The sequence below is a fragment of the Erythrobacter sp. SG61-1L genome (assembly GCF_001305965.1).
Classification (GTDB): Bacteria; Pseudomonadota; Alphaproteobacteria; order Sphingomonadales; family Sphingomonadaceae; genus Andeanibacterium.
The window spans coordinates 752,819-770,880 of the sequence record NZ_JXQC01000003.1 but is presented as its reverse complement, the minus strand read 5'-3'; the positions used below and the strand labels follow the sequence as shown (position 1 = coordinate 770,880).

Sequence of the window (18,062 nt, the reverse complement as noted above, 5' to 3'; positions counted from 1 at the left end):
CCTATCCCCCCATTATTGCGCTGACCCGCCCCCCGGCGTGCCGTTCGATTCTGCCTGCCAGCTCCAGTTCCAGCAACGCCATCTGCACGGCCGATGGACTCGTGCCCGACTGCCGGATCAGTTCGTCGACCGCCACCGGCGCCGTGGTGAGCAGACCCGCGATATCGGCCGTTTCTTCCGTGTTTTCCGGCTCGCCAGTCAACGGCGCCTCGAACAAATCCTGCGGGGCCGAACGCAGACGCGCGCGGGGCATTCCGCCAAAGCCGGAAACCAGTTCGATCACGTCCGCCGCCGACTGGACCAGCACGGCTCCCTCGCGGATCAGCTGGTTGCAGCCATGGCTGCGCGCATCGAGCGGGGAACCGGGAATAGCCATCACCTCGCGCCCGAATTCGCCCGCCAGCCGCGCGGTGATGAGCGAGCCTGACTTGGGCGCAGCCTCGACCACCAGGGTTCCCAGCGAGAGCCCTGCGATGATGCGGTTGCGGCTGGGGAAATGGCTGCCGCGCGGTTCTGTCCCGGCAGGCTGTTCGGCAAGCAGCAGGCCGGTCTGCGCGATCTCTTCCTGCAATTCCACGTGCTGGGGCGGATAGGTGATGTCGATCCCGCTGGCGATCACGCCGATGGTGGCAGGTATGGCGCCCCGGTGCGCTGCCCCGTCGATCCCCCGGGCGAGGCCGGAGACGATCGTATAGCCCTCCCCCGCAAGCTCGGCAGCCAGATCCCGTGCGAGGCGCATGGCGGCGGCAGAGGCGTTGCGCGCGCCGACCATGGCGACGCAGGGCCGGGCCGCCAGCGTCGCATCACCCCGAACGGTCAGGACGGGCGGCGCACTTTCGATCTCGGCCAGCAACGCGGGGTAATCGGCGGAATCATGGAATAGATACCGGGCGCCAGCGCGGCGCACTGCCGCGATCTCCGCCTCCACACGCTCGCGCGGTGCAGCGCGATATTTGCCGCCACCCTTGGCCGCCAGATCAGGCAAGGCATCCAATGCGGCGGCCGCCGTACCGAAACGGCGCATGAGTTGGCGAAAGCTGACCGGCCCGACATTGGGCGAACGCAGCAAGCGGATGCGGGCAAAGGCCTCCTGCTGCGAAAGCTCCGCCTGCGGCTGGGCCGATGCGCTCACTTCTTCGAGCCGACCCTGGGTTCCGTGCCGTTCTTCAGCCGGGCGATGTTCGCACGATGCAGCCAGATCACCAGCGCAGAGATCGCCACCAGCCAGGGAAATTCGGCCTGATAGCCCAGCGCATAGGCCGCGACCGGGGCGGCAATCGCAGCGCTCATCCCGCTCAGCGAACTGATGCGCGTGAGCGCCAGCATGCCGATCCACACCACTGCATAGGCCAGCCCAACCGGCCAACCGATGCCGAAGCACACGCCCGCAGCAGTCGCCACGCCCTTGCCACCCTTGAACTTCAGCCAGACCGGGAAACAGTGCCCCAGCACTACGCCCAGCGCGGCGAGGCCCTGCAGCCCCGGAAACAGGCGCGCCACGATCAACACGGCCGCCGCACCCTTGGCCAGATCGAGCAACAGGGTAAGCGCCGCCAGCCCCTTGTTACCGGTGCGCAGCACATTGGTGGCGCCGATATTGCCGGAGCCGATCTGACGCACATCGCCCAGCCCGGCGAGGCGCGTCAGCAACAGGCCGAACGGGATCGAGCCAAGCAGATAAGCCAGCCCCGCCGCCGCCAGAATTGCCTGCCAACTGCCCATGAATCGCCCCTTCCCGTCCGCACTCTATAGCCGACGCCTTGCACTTCAGCGGCATGAAAACAATCCGTTCCCGCTGCGAAAGTGGCCTGCTGCGAAGTGGGTAGTCCGCCCCGACCAGTTGACGCCTGTCACGCCATTGGCCATCCCGCGCCGATGGACCCCAGTTCTCCGATCCTGTTGTTCGATTCCGGAGTCGGCGGGCTGACCGTGTTGGCGGAAGTCCGCAAATTGCTGCCCCAGGCGCCGGTGATCTACGTCGCGGACTATGCCGCCCTTCCCTATGGCGAGAAGACGGAGGCACAGATTGCCGCGCGCGTCCCTGCCCTGCTCGGGCGGCTTGTAGAACGCTATCGCCCACGTCTCGTCACCATTGCCTGCAATACGGCCAGCACGATTGCCCTTGCCGCCGTGCGCGAGGCGCTGGACCTGCCGGTGGTAGGCACTGTCCCCGCGATCAAACCCGCCGCAGCCATGACAAGGACCGGCGCAATCGGCCTGCTGGGCACTGCCGCCACCATCCGCCAGGCCTATGTCGATAATCTCGAACGCGAATTCGCGCAGGACAAGCTGCTGCTGCGCCATCCCGCGCCCGATCTGGTGAAGGCTGCGGAAGCGAAATTGCGCGGGGAGCCTGTCGATCCAGCGGTCTATCAGGCCGCGGCACAGGGCCTGCGCAGCCAGCCCGGCGGCGAGAAGATCGACACGGTCGTGCTGGCCTGCACCCATTTTCCGCTGCTGGAAGAAGAACTGGGCAAAGCGCTCGGCCCTGAAGTGCAATTCGTCGATGGCGCGGCGGGCATTGCGCGACGCATCGCATATCTGACCCAAGGCCAGAGTTTCGAGCGCAAGGGGCCAGACATTGCCGTGTTCACCGGGACGAATGGCGGACTGGAAAAATTGCGGCCGGCCCTTGCGAGTTACGGGCTCGATCACATTGAGCACCTTTAATGCGAACCCGTCGCAAACTCCGTGCTTTTATTGACATGGGTCATGGCGTAAGGCGCCCGGAATTGCTCTGGCTGCCCAGCGAGTCCCGCACGAGGGTTCGATTGCAGCGCTAGGAACGGGTGGATCCGTTGAATTACGACCAGATCTTCGACCAGGCGATTGACAGGCTTCATTCTGAAGGCCGCTATCGCGTTTTCATCGACATTCTGCGCAACAAGGGTGCCTACCCCAACGCGCGCTGCTTTGCCGGCCATAACGGCCCGAAGCCGATCACGGTCTGGTGTTCCAACGACTATCTCGCCATGGGCCAGCACCCCAAGGTGATCGAAGCCATGGAAGAGGCGCTGCACGATGTCGGCGCCGGTTCGGGTGGCACCCGCAATATCGGCGGCAACACCCATTATCATATCGAGCTGGAAAACGAGCTGGCGGACCTGCACGGCAAGGAATCCGCACTGCTGTTTACTTCGGGCTATGTCTCGAACGACGCCACGCTTTCCACTCTTGCCCGCCTGCTGCCGGGCTGCATCATCTTCTCGGATGAGCTGAACCACGCCAGCATGATCGCGGGTATCCGCAATTCGGGCTGCGACAAGCGCGTGTTCCGCCACAATGACGTGGCCCATCTGGAAGAACTGCTGGCCGAAGCCGATCCGGAAACACCCAAGCTGATCGCCTTCGAAAGCGTCTATTCGATGGATGGCGATATCGCGCCGATCCACGCAATCTGCGACCTTGCGGAAAAGTATAACGCGCTGACCTATATCGACGAGGTCCATGCTGTAGGCATGTATGGCCCGCGCGGCGGCGGCATCACCGATCGTGACGAAGCGGCCCACCGCATCGACATCATCGAAGGCACGCTTGGCAAGGCATTCGGCGTGATGGGCGGCTATATCGCGGCCGACAAGAAGATCATCGACTGCATCCGCAGCTATGCTCCCGGCTTCATCTTCACCACCTCGCTCAGCCCGGTGCTGGTCGCCGGTGTGCTGGCGGCCGTGAAGCACCTCAAGGCTTCCAGTGTGGAACGCGATGGCCAGCAGGCCGCCGCTGCCTTCCTGAAGCAGTCCTTCCGCGATGCAGGCCTGCCGGTGATGGATTCCACCACCCATATCGTTCCGCTGATGGTGGGCGATCCGGTGCGTGCAAAGAAGATCAGCGACATCCTGCTCGCCGAATATGGCGTCTATGTTCAGCCGATCAATTTCCCCACCGTGCCGCGCGGTACGGAACGCCTGCGCTTCACCCCCGGCCCCGCTCATACCGAAGAAATGATGCGTGAGTTGACCGAGGCGCTGGTGGAAATCTGGGACCGTCTGGAACTGGAACTGCTCAAGGCTGCGTGATTTTGGGCGAGCTTCCGCTCGCCCGTCACACAATCCGTGCTAGCATGCGCAGGTGACTGACCGCGCAGCCTATTCCGGCGAGAACGCCCCTCAACTTGGCCTGAGCGCGACAGAAGCCGCCGCTACGCTGGCCACAGAAGGCCCGAACGAACTCCCGGCGGACCGCCAGCGCGGGCTGCGACAGATCATTGGCGAAGTGCTGCGTGAGCCGATGCTCGCCCTGCTGCTGACCGGCGGGCTGATCTATCTGGCGCTCGGCGATCTGCAAGAGGCATTGCTGCTGATCGCCTTTGCTGGCTTCTCCATCGTCGTCACCACCCTGCAGGAGGCACGATCCGAAAAGGCGCTGGCCGCCCTGCGCGATCTGGGTAGCCCCCGCGCGCTGGTCATCCGCGATGGGGAACGTATTCGCATCGCCGGGCGCGATGTGGTGCGCGGCGATCTGGTAGTCCTCAACGAAGGGGACCGTGTTCCTGCCGATGGCCATTTGTTGCGCTGTGACGGGCTGACTGCCGACGAATCCCTGCTGACCGGCGAATCTGTTCCAGTCGCGAAAAGCGCAACAACCGACACCGCTGAAACCCCGCGTCCGGGCGGTGACGGGTTGCCCTTCGTCTGGTCCGGAACGCTTGTGGTGCGCGGCAGCGGCATCGCCCGGATCACCGCGACCGGCCCGCGCAGCGAGATGGGCCGCATCGGCATGGCGCTCCACGCGCTGGAACCGGAAGTGCCGCGCCTCAGGCGGCAAACGCAAAGGCTGGTCTTCTGGTTCGGCGCACTGGGCGCTTCGGCCTGTGTGCTGGCCATCCTGCTCTACGGCTTCCTGCGCGGAAGCTGGCTCGACGCAGCGCTGGCCGGGATTGCTCTGGGCATGTCGATGTTGCCGGAAGAATTTCCGGTGGTGCTCACGGTCTTCATGGCGATGGGGGCCATGCGGCTTTCCCGCGTCAATGTGCTCACCCGGCGCGCGGCTGCCATCGAAACGCTTGGCTCTGCAACCACACTCTGCACGGACAAGACCGGCACACTCACCGAAAATCGGATGCAGGTGGCAGAATTGCGCCTGCCTGACGGGCGCACGCTCGATTTTCCCGGCGATCCGCTGATGGAAAGCGATTTCGCCCTGCTGGCCCGCTTCGGCATTCTCGCCAGCGCAGAACAGCCGGTCGATCCGATGGAAGTCGCCTTCCACGAGCTGGCCGGGACAAATGGCGGCAACGGCCTGATGGACCACCGCGACAATGGCTGGTCTCTCCAGCGCCATTACCCGCTCGATCCGTCACTGCTCGCCATGTCGCATGCATGGCGCGGCAACGGTTCCGATGGCCTCGTCATTGCCTCCAAAGGCGCGCCTGAAGCGATTGCCGAGCTTTGCGGCATGCTGGATGACGACAAGGCAAAGATGCGCGCTCAGGCAGATGCCATGGCCGAAAAAGGCCTGCGCGTACTGGGCGTGGCTGAAGCCAGCTGGAGCGGCAGCGAGTTGCCCGCCGACCAGCGTCGCTTCGAATTCCGTTTCCTCGGCCTTGCCGGCCTGGCCGATCCACTGCGAGCCTCGGTTCCGGGCGCGGTTCGCCAGTGCAGGGAAGCCGGCATCCGTGTGGTGATGATCACCGGCGATTATCCCAGCACGGCCAGTGCCATTGCCCAGCAGGCCGGGATCGAGACCGGCGATGTGCTGAGCGGCGAGGAGCTTGCCGCCATGAGCGATGCCGAACTTGCCGCCCGCATCGGCAAGGTGAACGTGTTCGCCCGGATCATGCCGGAACAGAAGCTCCGGCTGGTCGATGCCCTCAAGGCGCGGGGCGAGATCGTGGCCATGACAGGCGACGGCGTGAACGACGCGCCTTCGCTCAAGAGCGCACATATCGGCATCGCCATGGGCAAGCGCGGCACCGATGTCGCGCGGGAGGCGGCGTCCATCGTGCTGTTGGACGATGATTTCGGATCGATCGTGACTGGCATTCGCATCGGCCGCAAGATCAACGACAATCTGCGCAAGGCGCTGGCCTTCATCGTGGCCGTGCATATCCCCATCGCCGGGCTGGCACTGCTGCCGCTGTTCGCGGGCATGCCGCTGATGCTCGCCCCGATCCACATCGCCTTTATCGAAATGATCATCGACCCGGTCTGCTCGCTCGCCTTCGAGGCAGAGAAGGAAGAACGTCGCCTGATGCAGCGCCCTCCCCGCGCACCGGATGCGCCGCTATTCCCGCGCTGGATGGTCGCCTGGGCCGCCCTGCAGGGCATCGTCGCCATGGCCGTTATTGGCGGTGTCACGCTCTACGCATGGAGTGCCGGCCTTGGAGAGGAGCGGGTGCGCACCATCGCCTTCCTGAGCCTCGTGCTGGGCATTCTGGGCCTGATTCTGGTCAACCGGTCCTACAGCGCGTCGGTGATCCGCGCCGTGATCCGGCCCAATCGACCACTGGCCACTGTGGCGCTGGCGGTGTTCGCGATCCTGGCCCTGTCACAATTCGCGCCGCCCGTGACAGAGCTGTTCCGCTTCGCCAAAGCGAGCTGGAGCGATCTGGCGCTGGTCGCCGGCACCAGCTTCGCCACCCTGCTACTGCTCGAAACAGTCAAGCCCTGGTGGCGAACGCGGTTATTTCCGGAAATTCACCATTAATCATTAGCCCGCCGTTCGACTGGCAGGCCGTCAATCCAAATAGGTACTAATAATTGAAGTAGTTTATTTCCCCTGCCCAATTAAGCTGTTCTAACTTCGTCACAGCCAATCAAAGGGGAGAACTGCCGTGATGTCTCGTTCCGGAATTGCACATGCAGCTATTGCTGGCTTTGCCATTCTTGCTCTGGCCGGATGCCAGAACAAGGCCGAGGATACTGCGCCTGCCGCAGAAACGCTCAAGCTGCCGATCAGCATCAATGCTGCGATGGTCGCGCTGACCGACCATTCCGCGGATTACCTCTTCGCCCCCGGCAATGGCGACATGCCGCGTGACGATCACGACTGGGATCTGGTCCGCAGTTCCGCCTATGACATGGCATTGGCCGGCACGGTGCTGCAGATCGAAGGCACGGGCGCAGAAGACGCCGCATGGGTCGCCAATCCGGAATGGAAAACGCTGGCGCAAGAACTGACCGGCCTTGGCGAAGAGGCTGTGAACCTCGCGACCGAGAAGTCCACCGATCAGGCCAAATGGCAGGCGCTGGGCGACAAGCTGGTTCAGAACTGCCTTGCCTGCCACGAGAAATTCAAGCCCGAGACGCCCTCGCAGGGCATTCTCCATGAAGCGACCAAGCGTGAATCGCTGGGCGAAAGCATCTTCGACTGATCTCATGTGGGGACGGCCCGCCCGGATGCGCAACCGGGCGGGCCGGCTTTACGCCCCTTTCAGCCCGCACCGCCTTCAGGCCGCGACGAGCTTCAGGCGCACATTCTCTCCATCCCGCTGGCGCCGCAGCAACTGCATCAGATCGTCGACAGGCATTGGCCGCCCGTAATAATAACCCTGCCCGTAATCGACCTTCAGCGCCTTGAGCAGCCGTTCCTGCTCCGCTGTTTCGATTCCCTCGGCCACGATCATGAGATTGAGATCCTGCGCCATGTCGATGATCCGGCCCGCCACCTGGCTGGTGGCTGAATCCGTCCCGAGCGACTGGACGAACAATTTGTCGATCTTGAGATAATCGATCTCCAGCCGGGCGAGGTAGCTGAGGCTTGAATAGCCCGTGCCGAAATCGTCAATTGCCACCCCTATCCCGGCGGCGCGGAACTGGCGCATCGTTTCCCGCGCGCGATCCACATCGACGAGGCTTCGCTCGGTAGCCTCGATCACAAGATTATGGGCCGCAATGCCAGCCTGCTGCAGCACACCGGTAACTTCTTCCAGAACTTCCGGCCGATGCATGTCGAGCGCCGAAAAATTGACCGCAAACCGGAAATCGGGCGCGATGTTCAGAACATCGGGTGCATCAGCCGCCAGCAGTTCAAGCATGCGTGACGTCACCAGATGGATCACTCCGGCTTCCTCGGCCGCAGCGATGAACCTGTCCGGAGGAATCGGGTTGCCGCTTCCCCTGTCCCACCGGATCAACGCCTCCGCACCGACGAGCCTGCCATTCGCAAGGTCAACCACCGGCTGGTAAAGCAAATGGAACCTGTCCTGCTTCAGCGCGGTGCGGATCATCATGGGCATGGATGCGCGAATGCGGACGATATGGATCAGCAAGGCCGACAGGATCAGGCCGACTATCACGCCAAGCGGCACGAGAATGCCCGCGATCCTGCTTGCATAGCTGGCGCTGCCGCCCACTGGCAGCGCCGCGAATGCGCCGATATCGTATTTCTCCGAACGAACGATCGCCACTTGCAGATCGCCCACTCTGTAAACGGTATCGGCCATCAAGTCCGGCCGCCGAACGATGTCCGGCACCGTCCCGCGCAAAGCGCCCGGCGCGCGGCTGGACCATGAAAACACCCCAACCGAAAGGCCGGGAATCTCGTCAATGAAGCTCAACAGAAGGTTCTTGTGCAGCACTCCTGCCGCAGCGCCGATCTGCGTGACCATATAGGGCTGCTGGGGGTCAATCAGGGTCACATTGTTGCGGAACCGCGTGTGCGATTGCGAAACCGCATCGGGCGGCCCCAGATCGAAAGGCTGGTTTCCAGCAAAGGAAGAACAACGCATCACGTTGCCTTCCACCCAGCCCACCGCCTGCAGCATGCTCGATTCAAGATCGATCTTGCGCATCACCGCCAGCCCTTCGGGCGTGCAGGCCTTTTCGGACGGCAAGGCGTTGATCGCCCCGGCAGCCGTGTAAAGCTGGTCCCCGCTTATCTCCGAATGGACGAGGGCATTGCGCGCGAGGCTGAGGGCATAGCGTTGCTCGCTATCCGTCTGCTGCTGACCGGCGAGCTTGATTGCAGCAAAAATCGGGAGGGCCGCAGTGACGCATACGCCCAGCGCGATAATTACGATAAGGCGCTTCATTAACCGCCTCCAATCCTCTTCCGTGCTCAGGATAGCACGAAAGAGGAAGAAGACCAGTTAACGCGGGATCAGCGCAGGCTGACGACGTTGTCGCTGGAAAGAACCGGACGGTCCCCGCGATAGAGGCTGGCCATCGGTTCATCCGCGACGTTGACGGCAACCGCCTGGCCGAAGCCGTTGAAAGCAGTTTTCATCGCGCTGCCATAGGCACCCAGCATGCCGATTTCGATATAGTCGCCCGGGCCGATATCGGCCGGGAGCATGAAGGGCCCCTTCATGTAATCGGCATCGTCGCAAGTGGGGCCGTAGAAGGCGAATTCCACTTCGCCGCCATGCAGCTTCTCACCCAGCGCGCTGACGGGGAAACGCCAGTCGATATGCGCGGCATCGAACAGGGCGCCATAAGCGCCATCGTTGATGTAGAGTTCGTCGCCCCGGCGCTTTTCGACCTTCACGATCATCGAGCTGTATTCCGCGCACAGGGCACGGCCCGGTTCGCACCACAGCTCCGCATTGTAGGAGATGGGCAGCGCCTCGAAATAGCGGTCGATGATGGCGAAGAAATCTTCCAGCGGCGGCGGTTCCATGCCCGGATACTGGCTGGGAAACCCACCACCGACATCCACGATGTCGACAGTCACGGCCGCTTCGGCAATCGCCGCGCGGACGCGTTCCAGCGCCTGCACATAGGCAAAAGGCGTCATCGCCTGGCTACCGACATGGAAGCAGATGCCCAGCGCGTCGCAGTGTTGGCGAGTGGCCTGCAGCAGCGGAGCGGCATCGGCCAGATCAACACCGAACTTGGACGCAAGGCTCAGTTCCGAATAGTCGGACGAGACGCGCAGGCGCACCAGCAGGGAGAGATCGGTAGCCGCTTCACCAGCATCGCTGGTGGTGGCAGCAACGATCTTTTCCAGTTCCTCGATCGTATCGAGGCTGAAGGTCCGCACGCCATGGACGTGATAGGCTTCGCGAATGGCACTGCCGGTCTTCACCGGATGCATGAAGCACAGGCTGGCTTCAGGCAGGACCGAACGCACGAGCCGCACCTCGGCAATCGAGGCGACGTCGAAATGGGTAATCCCCGAATCCCACAGGATCTGCAGCAGCTCAGGCGAAGGATTGGCCTTCACCGCATAGAGCGACGTGCCCGGAAACTTCTGTGCAAAGAAGCGGGCAGCGCGCGCAGCAGCGTGCGGGCGATTGAGGATAACGGGTTCGTCCGGAGCGAGGTCGCGGACTACAGCCGATGCGCAAGGATAGATGTGCAACTCAAGGGACCCCCAAAACGGTTCGTTTCAGACAAGGCTGCCTTGCGGTTAGGAAGTCCCCTTGGGGCAGCGAGGGGCGGATATAGGACCCCCTCGCTGAACTGCAAGTGAAAATCGCAATGTGACCAGCACGTGTCACACAAATGCAATGAAACTGAAAACCTCTGTTTTTCAGCCCATTACACCATCAAGACAGACGATCTCTGAAGTCTTCGTAGCCGAACTTGCGCACCTGCTCCAGGGAATCGGTCTCGGAATCCCATAGCCAGATGCTGGGGAGCGGCACGCCGTTGAAGGTGGTGGTCTTCACCATCGAATAATGCGCCTGGTCGAGGAAAGCGATTCGCTCACCCGGCTTGCAGGGCACCGGCAGGCGGTAATCGCCGATCACATCGCCCGCGAGGCAGGACGGCCCGCCAAGGCGCACCGTTTCCTCCGAGCCTTCGTCCTCGCCAAGCATGGCCGGGCGGTAAGGCGCCTCCAGCACATCGGGCATGTGGCAGGTGGCGGAAATATCGGTGATGGCCAGTTGCATCCCGTTCCAATGCGTATCGAGGATGGTCCCGACGAGAATTCCGGCATCAAGCGCGATAGCCTCGCCCGGTTCCAGATAGACTTCCGCGCCGGTATCTTCCTGAACGTCCTTCAGGAATTCCACCAGCTCCTCGCGCTGGTAATCGGCGCGGGTGATGTGGTGCCCTCCGCCGAAATTGATCCATTTGAACTGGCCGAAATAGGGCTCGAGATAATCGAAGGCCTTGTCCCAGGTACGCTTGAGCGGGGCGAGATCCTGTTCGCACAGAGTGTGCATATGGATGCCGTCCACCATCTCCATATGCTCGTCCGTCAGCTGGTCGATCGGGAAGCCGAGCCGGGAATGGGGCGCACAGGGATCGTAGCGCGGCACTTCGCCTTCAGGGTGCAGCGGATTGATCCGCAGGCCGATGTCGAAGGAATCGCCCCGCATCCGCGCCGCATCGAGGATGGCGGAACAGCGTTCGATCTGCATCGGCGAATTGAAGATCACATGGTCCGACAGGCGGCATATCTCGTTCAGGTCTTCCGGCTTGTATGCCGCGCAATAGGTGGCGATCTCGCCATCGTAATGCTCGGCGGCAAGCATGGCCTCCCACAGGCCGGATGTGCAGACCCCGTCCAGATATTCACCGATTACCGGCGCGACAGACCACATGCTGAAGGCCTTCAGCGCCGCCAGCACCTTGGCGCCCGAAGCGTCGCGAATATCTGCGATCACCTGCAGATTCTGCCGCAGCCGCGCCAGATCGACCACAAAAGCGGGGCTGTCCACGCGGGTCAGGTCGAAATGAGCGAAGGCTCCGGGATCACCAGCTCTGGTTTCCATAGTCTTTCCTTACCCCAGCGGGGATTTGAACACGAAGAACGCACCGCCCGCGATCAGCAGGAAGCCGACGATCTGGCTCGGCCCCGGCCGCTGGTCGAACAACAGCCAGGCCACCAGCACAAAGGCCGTCAGCGACATGACTTCCTGCATCGTCTTGAGTTCGGCCAGCGAATAGACCCTGGAGCCGATCCGGTTGGCCGGAACGGCGAGGCAATATTCGAAGAAGGCGATGCCCCAGCTTGCCAGAACGACGGCCCACAGCGCCTTGTTCGGGAACTTGAGGTGCCCATACCAGGCAAGATTCATCATGATGTTGGAGCCTGCCAGCAACCCAAGGGGCGCAAGGAAATTCCAGTTCATGTGCTTGCCCGGTAAGGCCTTCATCCCCGCCAGTTGCGAGGGTGAAGGAGTCGGTCAGAAGGTCACCGGCCCGTCGAGTTCCTCGACGGTCCAGGGAAGGCCGTGCTTGTTCAGCATATCCATGAAGGGATCGGGATCCATCTCTTCCATGTTGAACACGCCATCTCCCTTCCAGATGCCCTGCAGCACCATGGCGCTGCCGATCATGGCGGGGACGCCGGTTGTGTAGCTGACGGCCTGATTGCCGGTTTCGGCAAAGGCATCTTCATGGTCGCAGATGTTCTTGATGTAGAACGTCTTCTCGCCCGACCCGTCCAGCGCTTCGCCAGTGGCGATGCAGCCGATATTGGTCTTGCCCTTGGTGGTGGAACCAAGGCTGGCGGGTTCGGGCAGCACGGCCTTGAGGAACTGGAGCGGAATGATCTCCTTGCCCTCATAGATCACCGGATCGATCCGGGTCATGCCGACATTCTGCAACACGGTCAGGTGCTTGATGTATTCGTCGCCGAAGGTCATCCAGAAGCGCGCACGCTCCATCTCGGGAACGAACTTGGCGAGGCTTTCCAGTTCCTCGTGATACATCAGATACATGTTCTTGGGGCCGACGCCCTCGAAATCGAACTGCACCTTGTTGGACATGGCCGGCGTTTCCACGAACTCGCCACCTTCCCAGTGGCGGGCAGGCGCAGTCACTTCGCGGATGTTGATTTCCGGGTTGAAATTGGTGGCAAAGGCCTGGCCGTGATCGCCGCCGTTGCAGTCCAGAATGTCGAGCGTGCGGATCGTCTTCAGCTTGTGCTTCTTGAGCCACATGGTGAAAACGCTGGTCACGCCCGGATCGAAGCCGCTGCCCAGCAGCGCCATGATCCCGGCCTGCTTGAAGCGGTCGTGATAGGCCCACTGCCAGCTATATTCGAACTTCGCCTCTTCCTTCGGCTCGTAATTGGCGGTGTCGAGATAATCGACGCCGGTTTCGAGGCAGGCGTCCATGATGGTCAGATCCTGATAGGGCAGCGCCAGGTTCACTACCAGGCTGGGCCCGATCTGCCGGATCAGCGCCGCCAGCGCCGGAACGTCTTCCGCGTCGATCGCGTAAGTGGCCACCGTCTCGCCCGTTCGTTCCTTCACGCTTTGCGCGATGGCGTCGCATTTGGACTTCGTGCGGCTGGCCAGATGGATTTCCGGAAAGATGCCGGGATTCATCGCCATCTTGTGCACCGCGACCGAGCTGACACCGCCCGCGCCGATCACCAGGACCTTGCTCAAAACCTATCTCCTTTGCCGAAGCGTGATTGCGCATATAGATCGCTGGCATGACAGCACAACCAATGCGCGCACCTTCGCATGAAGGAACCGTCTCCGCAGCAGCCCGGATCGCCGCGATCCTGCCTCCTTCGCCGCTTCTTCCGGTGGAAATCGGGGGCGTTGCGCTGTGGGTGAAGGCCGAATGCCTCCAGCCCATCGGCGCATTCAAGATTCGCGGCGGCTGGAACCGGCTGAGCACGCTGACGCCCGAGGAAGCCGCACGCGGGGTAGTCGGCGTATCCAGCGGTAATCATGCCCAAGGCGTGGCATGGGCGGCGCGGCGGCTGGGCATTCCCGCCACCATCGTGATGCCCAATGATGCGCCGAAGGTTAAGCTCGCCAATGTCCGCGCTCTGGGTGCGGAAATCGTTCTCTATGACCGCCCCGGCGGCGAAGACCGCGATGCCATCGCCCGCGCCCTGTGCGACGAGCGCGGCGCCACTTACGTCCACGCCTATGGCGATGCCTGGGTAATCGAGGGACAGGGCAGCGCCGGGATCGAGATCGCAGCGCAAATGGCCGAGCGCGGGATCGGCGGCCCGAGCCGGATCGTTGCGCCCTGTGGCGGTGGCGGGCTGACCGCAGGACTCGCCCTCGCCTGCCCTGATGCCGCGATCGTGCCTGTGGAGCCGGAAGGGTGGGACGATGTGGCGCGCAGCCTCGCTTCCGGCGAAATCCAGCCTGTTGGCCCCAACCCTCCCCCTACGGCCTGCGACGCGCTGCAGACGCCGGCAACGTGGCCGATCAACTTCGCCGTGCTGCAACAGCGCGCCTCCCCCGGCCTTGCCGTGAGCGAGGCGGAAGTGCGTGCGGCGCAACGCTTCGCCTTCTCCCATCTGCGGCTGGTGCTGGAACCGGGCGGTTCGGTCGCCCTTGCCGCCGCGCTGGCGGGCAAGGTGGCGCTCGATCCGGGCACGGTGATCATGCTGACCGGCGGCAATGTCGATCCGGCAAGCTTTGCCAGAGTGCTGGAAACGCAGGATTAGTTGCGTTTGACAATCTATCGGGTGGCAGGCAGTCTCACCTCTTCCTGGAGACAGGAGGGGGAGAGATATGGAAGCGAAGATGCTCGCGCCTGCTGCCGTACTGGTGGCGTGGTCGCTCTTCATGCTGCTGTGGATGACCGCAGTCAGGCTGCGCTCACTGGCGAAGCTGGGATCGAAGGCGAGCGAGGCCAAGCCCGGCGCACGCGGACAGGATCTCAACGGCGTGCTGCCCGATCCGGTCAACTGGAAAGCCCATAATTACACGCATCTGACGGAAACCCCCACGCTGTTCTACGCCGTGGCGGTGATCGTCGCCCTGCTGGGCGCCAGTGGCACGGATGTGCTGGCCGCGTGGATCTATGTGGCGCTGCGGATCGCCCATTCGCTGTGGCAGTCCATGGTGAACCGCATTCCGGTGCGGCTGCTGCTGTTCACGCTCTCCAACCTGCCGCTGATCTATCTGGCCGCGCGGGCGATTAAACTCGCCCTGTTCGCCTGAAGGAGACGATGCGATGGTAGGGGCAGCGATCCTTCAACCCGTAGTGGTGCTGGCCGCATGGACCATGGTGATCTGGGTGTGGATGTACGCCACCCGCATCCCTGCCATGACTGCGGCAAAGGTCGATCCGAACAGCCTTGCGACCGATCCCGAAGCCGATCTTGACCGGCTACTGCCGCCGCAAGTTCAGTGGAAGGCGCATAATTACAATCACCTGCATGAAGCACCTACGGTGTTTTATGCGATTGCTATCGTGCTTGCCATCACTGGACAGGGCGACGGCTGGAACGCCTATCTCGGCTGGGTCTATGTCGGCCTGAGAATCGTCCACTCGCTGGTGCAGGTGACGATCAACCGGGTGATCCTGCGCTTTGCGCTGTTCGTCGCCTCCAGCCTCGCGCTGGCGGCGCTGATCCTGCACGCAGCGATGGCCGTATTCTGACCGGGTGGCGGAGGCCTCAGGCCTCCGTCTTCGCCGCCTCGAAATCACGCTGGGCAAGGAAGCGTTCCGCATCCAGCGCGGCCATGCAGCCCGTGCCCGCCGCCGTGATTGCCTGACGATAGGTGTGGTCCATCACGTCACCGCAGGCGAACACGCCGGGCACGGAGGTCTTGGGCGTACCCGGTTCCACCAGCAAATAGCCGCTTTCATCCATCGGCAGCTTGCCCTTGAACAGTTCCGTGGCAGGCGCATGGCCGATGGCAACGAAGGCCCCGTCCACTTCCAGCGTGCTCGTCTCGCCGGTGACGGTGTCGGTCAGTTCCACATGATTCAGCGTGCCGTTGTCGCCCGCGACGAAGCGGGTGACGGCCTTGTTCCAGAGGGTGGAGATCTTCGGATTGGCAAACAGGCGATCCTGCAGAATCTTTTCGCTGCGCAATTCGTCACGGCGATGGATCAGGGTCACGTCATCGGAATGGTTGGTGAGGTACAGCGCCTCTTCCACGGCGGTGTTGCCGCCACCGATCACAGCCACCTTCTTGCCGCGATAGAAGAACCCGTCGCAAGTCGCGCAGGCAGACACGCCCTTGCCCGACAGCGCCTGTTCGCCTTCCACGCCCAGCCACTTGGCCTGAGCGCCCGTGGCGATCACCAGCACATCGCCGACATATTCATCGCCGCTGTCGCCAATGGCCTTGAAGGGCGAACCGCCGGCAATGTCGATGTCCACAATCGTGTCCCACAGCATCCGCGTGCCGACATGTTCGGCCTGAGCCTGCATTTCCTGCATCAGCCACGGCCCCTGGATCACTTCACGGAAGCCCGGATAGTTCTCCACATCGGTCGTAATGGTCAGCTGACCGCCGGGCTGGAGGCCCTGCACCACGATCGGCTCCATCCCCGCACGCGCGCCATAAATGGCCGCGGAAAGACCTGCCGGGCCGGAACCGATAATCAGCATGCGAGTGGTGTGGGTTGCCATGGTGCCTGTAAATCCGTGTGCCTGTTTCCTGCCGGGCATGTAGTGTTTCACTCGGCCCACGACAATCGCAAGCAGGCTTGGGCTGGGGAAAGCTCACCTGTCCTTATCCGCAGTGCGGCGGCTGCTTGCCCTTGTCTCCGCTGGCGCGATTGCGCACAGGTCAGGGCAAGAAAGCGAATGACAGGGAAAGTGCCAGGCAATGCCAATTCTTGAACCGATCTACACGCATGACCGCGAGCGTATTGCCGTACGCGCAGGCAGCGCCCTGATCACTTACGGCCGCCTGTGCGCCGATATCGACACCATGGCGCAGTGGCTGCTTGCCCAGGGGCTGGAACCGGGGGACCGGGTGACCTTGCATCCCAATCATCTCGCCAATACCAGCTATTGGGACTGGATCATGCAGCTCGGCGCGATCCGGGCCGGGCTTGTCTGCTCCACCGGCGGAATGCCCCCTCAGGTTGCCGCGAGCGGCGCAATCGGACCCTATGCGGCGGCCATCGGCAAGATAGACGGACTGCCTGCCTCCGCCCATCCGACACACAAGCTGCCCTTCTCTCCCCAAGGCACGCAGCCCCTGGCCGAGCAGGTCGAACTGCCTGCCAGCTTGCGTGATCTGACGGGCCTTGAAGCCCAATCGGTGCGCCTGCTCTCCACTTCGGGCACCACCGGCACTCCAAAGGTCGTCAGGTGGGACGCAAAGCTGTTTGCCGGCCGCCTGACACAGGTGCGTGAGACCGGCGACATCACTCCCGATACAGTGCTGCTTACTCTGCTGGGCCTCATTACCACTACCGGGCTGCGTTATCCTATTGCCGCCTGGCAAATCGGCGCGACTGTCCTGCTGGCCGCGATGGGCGACGAACAGCCCGACTTCGCATCTTTCGTAGCCCCCTCGACCTTCATAGCCGCCTCGCCGTTCCGCATGCAGGAAATCCTCAAATTCGTTCCGGGCCAATGGCCGGACCGCGAAAAGCGGGTTGTCGAACTGTTCGGCGGCAGAGTCGCGCCATTGCTGCGTCAGCGCGTTCTGGCACGCTGCGGCTCGCCCGTGCGGATGAGTTATGGCGCCACCGAAGTGGGCCGCATCGCCGCTGGCGACAGTTCCCTGGTCAGCCGCAATCCAGGCGCGGTCGGCATGGTCGAACCTGGCATTACGGTCGAGATCGTGGATGCAGAGGGCGAGGTTCGCCCCGCCGGCAAGCCGGGTGCTGTGCGCATCAAGTCCAACTACATGTGCGACGGTTATCTAGGCATTCCCGTCAATAATGGCCCGCGCGCGCCCTTCCGCGACGGCTGGTTCTATCCCGGCGACATCGGCATCCTTTTTGAAGACGGCCTGTTCGCCATCACTGGGCGCACCTCGGAAACCATCAATATCGCGGGCGCCAAGCTCTCTCCGGTTGCACTGGAGGAACGGCTGAGCGCCCTGCCAGAGCTCGAAGACGTGTGCGTGGTGGCGCTGCAGCTTGATCAGGGCGATGTCATCGGCGTTGCTGCGGTGCTGCAACCGGGCAAGGACATGTCCGCAGTCCGGCTGAAGATCCGCCCCATGCTCCCCCAGCAGTTCCTGTTCGCATTGTTCAACGTGCGCTTCATCCCCCGCAACGCCATGGGTCGCATCCCGCGCCAGACAGTGGCGAAGGAACTCACCGAGCGCCTGCGGCAACGGCAACGCCGCCGGGCTGCGCAGATGCGCTCTGCCTGAACACGGCAGCAAACTGAAAATGATAAGGGATGGTAGCGGAGGAGGGATATTTACAATTCCATTATGACGCTGATTTTACAACGTATTTTATATCGAAAGCAGCAAAATACCCCCATTGATACCCCCACCATTTCGGAAATGCGATGGCATGCGCTATGCGCGCGACAACTGG

Annotated in this window: 16 protein-coding genes; 8 read left to right on the top strand and 8 right to left on the bottom strand. The window is 62.7% G+C overall.

The annotated features are described in order from the left end of the window. Position 1 precedes the first annotated feature (1 nt). A complete protein-coding gene (gene dprA / locus SZ64_RS03985) occupies positions 2 to 1,132 on the bottom strand; it encodes a DNA-processing protein DprA (RefSeq protein WP_054529627.1) in 1,131 nt (376 codons plus the stop codon). Further along, the gene (plsY, locus tag SZ64_RS03980) at positions 1,129 to 1,722 is read right to left on the bottom strand and encodes a glycerol-3-phosphate 1-O-acyltransferase PlsY (protein ID WP_054529626.1); all 594 of its coding nucleotides are present in this window, start codon (positions 1,720 to 1,722) and stop codon (positions 1,129 to 1,131) included. Before plsY ends, dprA begins: the two co-directional genes overlap by 4 nt. A gap of 153 nt (positions 1,723 to 1,875) precedes the next feature. Here plsY and murI point away from each other — a divergent pair, with 153 nt between their 5' ends. The 4 genes from murI to SZ64_RS03960 all read left to right on the top strand — a co-directional run bounded on the left by murI (position 1,876) and on the right by SZ64_RS03960 (position 7,315). Further along, positions 1,876 to 2,670, top strand: coding sequence for a glutamate racemase (gene murI / locus SZ64_RS03975; protein WP_054529625.1), 795 nt, complete (start codon positions 1,876 to 1,878; stop codon positions 2,668 to 2,670). Between the two features lie 128 nt (positions 2,671 to 2,798). Next, positions 2,799 to 4,019 (top strand): 5-aminolevulinate synthase, encoded by a 1,221-nt coding sequence (hemA, locus tag SZ64_RS03970; protein ID WP_054532077.1) that lies wholly within the window; start codon positions 2,799 to 2,801, stop codon positions 4,017 to 4,019. A gap of 52 nt (positions 4,020 to 4,071) precedes the next feature. Further along, positions 4,072 to 6,648, top strand: a complete 2,577-nt coding sequence (locus SZ64_RS03965; protein WP_054529624.1) for a cation-translocating P-type ATPase — start codon at positions 4,072 to 4,074, stop codon at positions 6,646 to 6,648. A 130-nt stretch (positions 6,649 to 6,778) separates the two neighbouring features. Further along, positions 6,779 to 7,315 (top strand): cytochrome c, encoded by a 537-nt coding sequence (locus SZ64_RS03960; RefSeq protein ID WP_054529623.1) that lies wholly within the window; start codon positions 6,779 to 6,781, stop codon positions 7,313 to 7,315. Positions 7,316 to 7,390: 75 nt separating this feature from the next. Here the strand turns inward: SZ64_RS03960 and SZ64_RS03955 are convergent, their stop codons facing one another. The 5 genes from SZ64_RS03955 to SZ64_RS03935 form a co-directional block, all read right to left on the bottom strand. Then, positions 7,391 to 8,974 carry an EAL domain-containing protein gene (locus SZ64_RS03955; RefSeq protein WP_054529622.1) on the bottom strand — a complete coding sequence of 528 codons (1,584 nt, stop codon included), beginning with the start codon at positions 8,972 to 8,974 and terminating at the stop codon, positions 7,391 to 7,393. Between the two features lie 68 nt (positions 8,975 to 9,042). Further along, entirely contained in the window at positions 9,043 to 10,245 is a 1,203-nt protein-coding gene (locus SZ64_RS03950; RefSeq protein ID WP_054529621.1) for a type III PLP-dependent enzyme, read from the bottom strand. A 187-nt stretch (positions 10,246 to 10,432) separates the two neighbouring features. Beyond that, entirely contained in the window at positions 10,433 to 11,608 is a 1,176-nt protein-coding gene (locus tag SZ64_RS03945; protein ID WP_054529620.1) for a carboxynorspermidine decarboxylase, read from the bottom strand. Between the two features lie 9 nt (positions 11,609 to 11,617). Next, the gene (locus SZ64_RS03940; protein ID WP_054529619.1) at positions 11,618 to 11,968 is read right to left on the bottom strand and encodes a DMT family protein; all 351 of its coding nucleotides are present in this window, start codon (positions 11,966 to 11,968) and stop codon (positions 11,618 to 11,620) included. Positions 11,969 to 12,022: 54 nt separating this feature from the next. Continuing rightward, positions 12,023 to 13,234: a saccharopine dehydrogenase family protein gene (locus SZ64_RS03935; protein WP_054529618.1), complete on the bottom strand. Its 1,212-nt coding sequence runs from the start codon at positions 13,232 to 13,234 to the stop codon at positions 12,023 to 12,025. Between the two features lie 47 nt (positions 13,235 to 13,281). Between SZ64_RS03935 and SZ64_RS03930 the strand changes: the two genes are divergently transcribed. From SZ64_RS03930 to SZ64_RS03920, 3 genes are all read left to right on the top strand, one after another. Beyond that, entirely contained in the window at positions 13,282 to 14,259 is a 978-nt protein-coding gene (locus SZ64_RS03930) for a threonine/serine dehydratase (protein WP_054529617.1), read from the top strand. A 67-nt stretch (positions 14,260 to 14,326) separates the two neighbouring features. Continuing rightward, positions 14,327 to 14,758 (top strand): MAPEG family protein, encoded by a 432-nt coding sequence (locus tag SZ64_RS03925; RefSeq protein WP_054529616.1) that lies wholly within the window; start codon positions 14,327 to 14,329, stop codon positions 14,756 to 14,758. 13 nt (positions 14,759 to 14,771) lie between these two features. After that, complete coding sequence (locus SZ64_RS03920; protein WP_054529615.1) at positions 14,772 to 15,200, top strand: MAPEG family protein; 429 nt, start codon at positions 14,772 to 14,774, stop codon at positions 15,198 to 15,200. A 16-nt stretch (positions 15,201 to 15,216) separates the two neighbouring features. Here the strand turns inward: SZ64_RS03920 and trxB are convergent, their stop codons facing one another. Continuing rightward, complete coding sequence (gene trxB / locus SZ64_RS03915; protein WP_054529614.1) at positions 15,217 to 16,182, bottom strand: thioredoxin-disulfide reductase; 966 nt, start codon at positions 16,180 to 16,182, stop codon at positions 15,217 to 15,219. A 199-nt stretch (positions 16,183 to 16,381) separates the two neighbouring features. On the opposite strand from trxB, the gene SZ64_RS03910 reads away from it, so the two are divergent. Then, positions 16,382 to 17,890, top strand: coding sequence for a class I adenylate-forming enzyme family protein (locus SZ64_RS03910; RefSeq protein ID WP_054529613.1), 1,509 nt, complete (start codon positions 16,382 to 16,384; stop codon positions 17,888 to 17,890). The last annotated feature ends 172 nt before the right edge of the window (positions 17,891 to 18,062 follow it).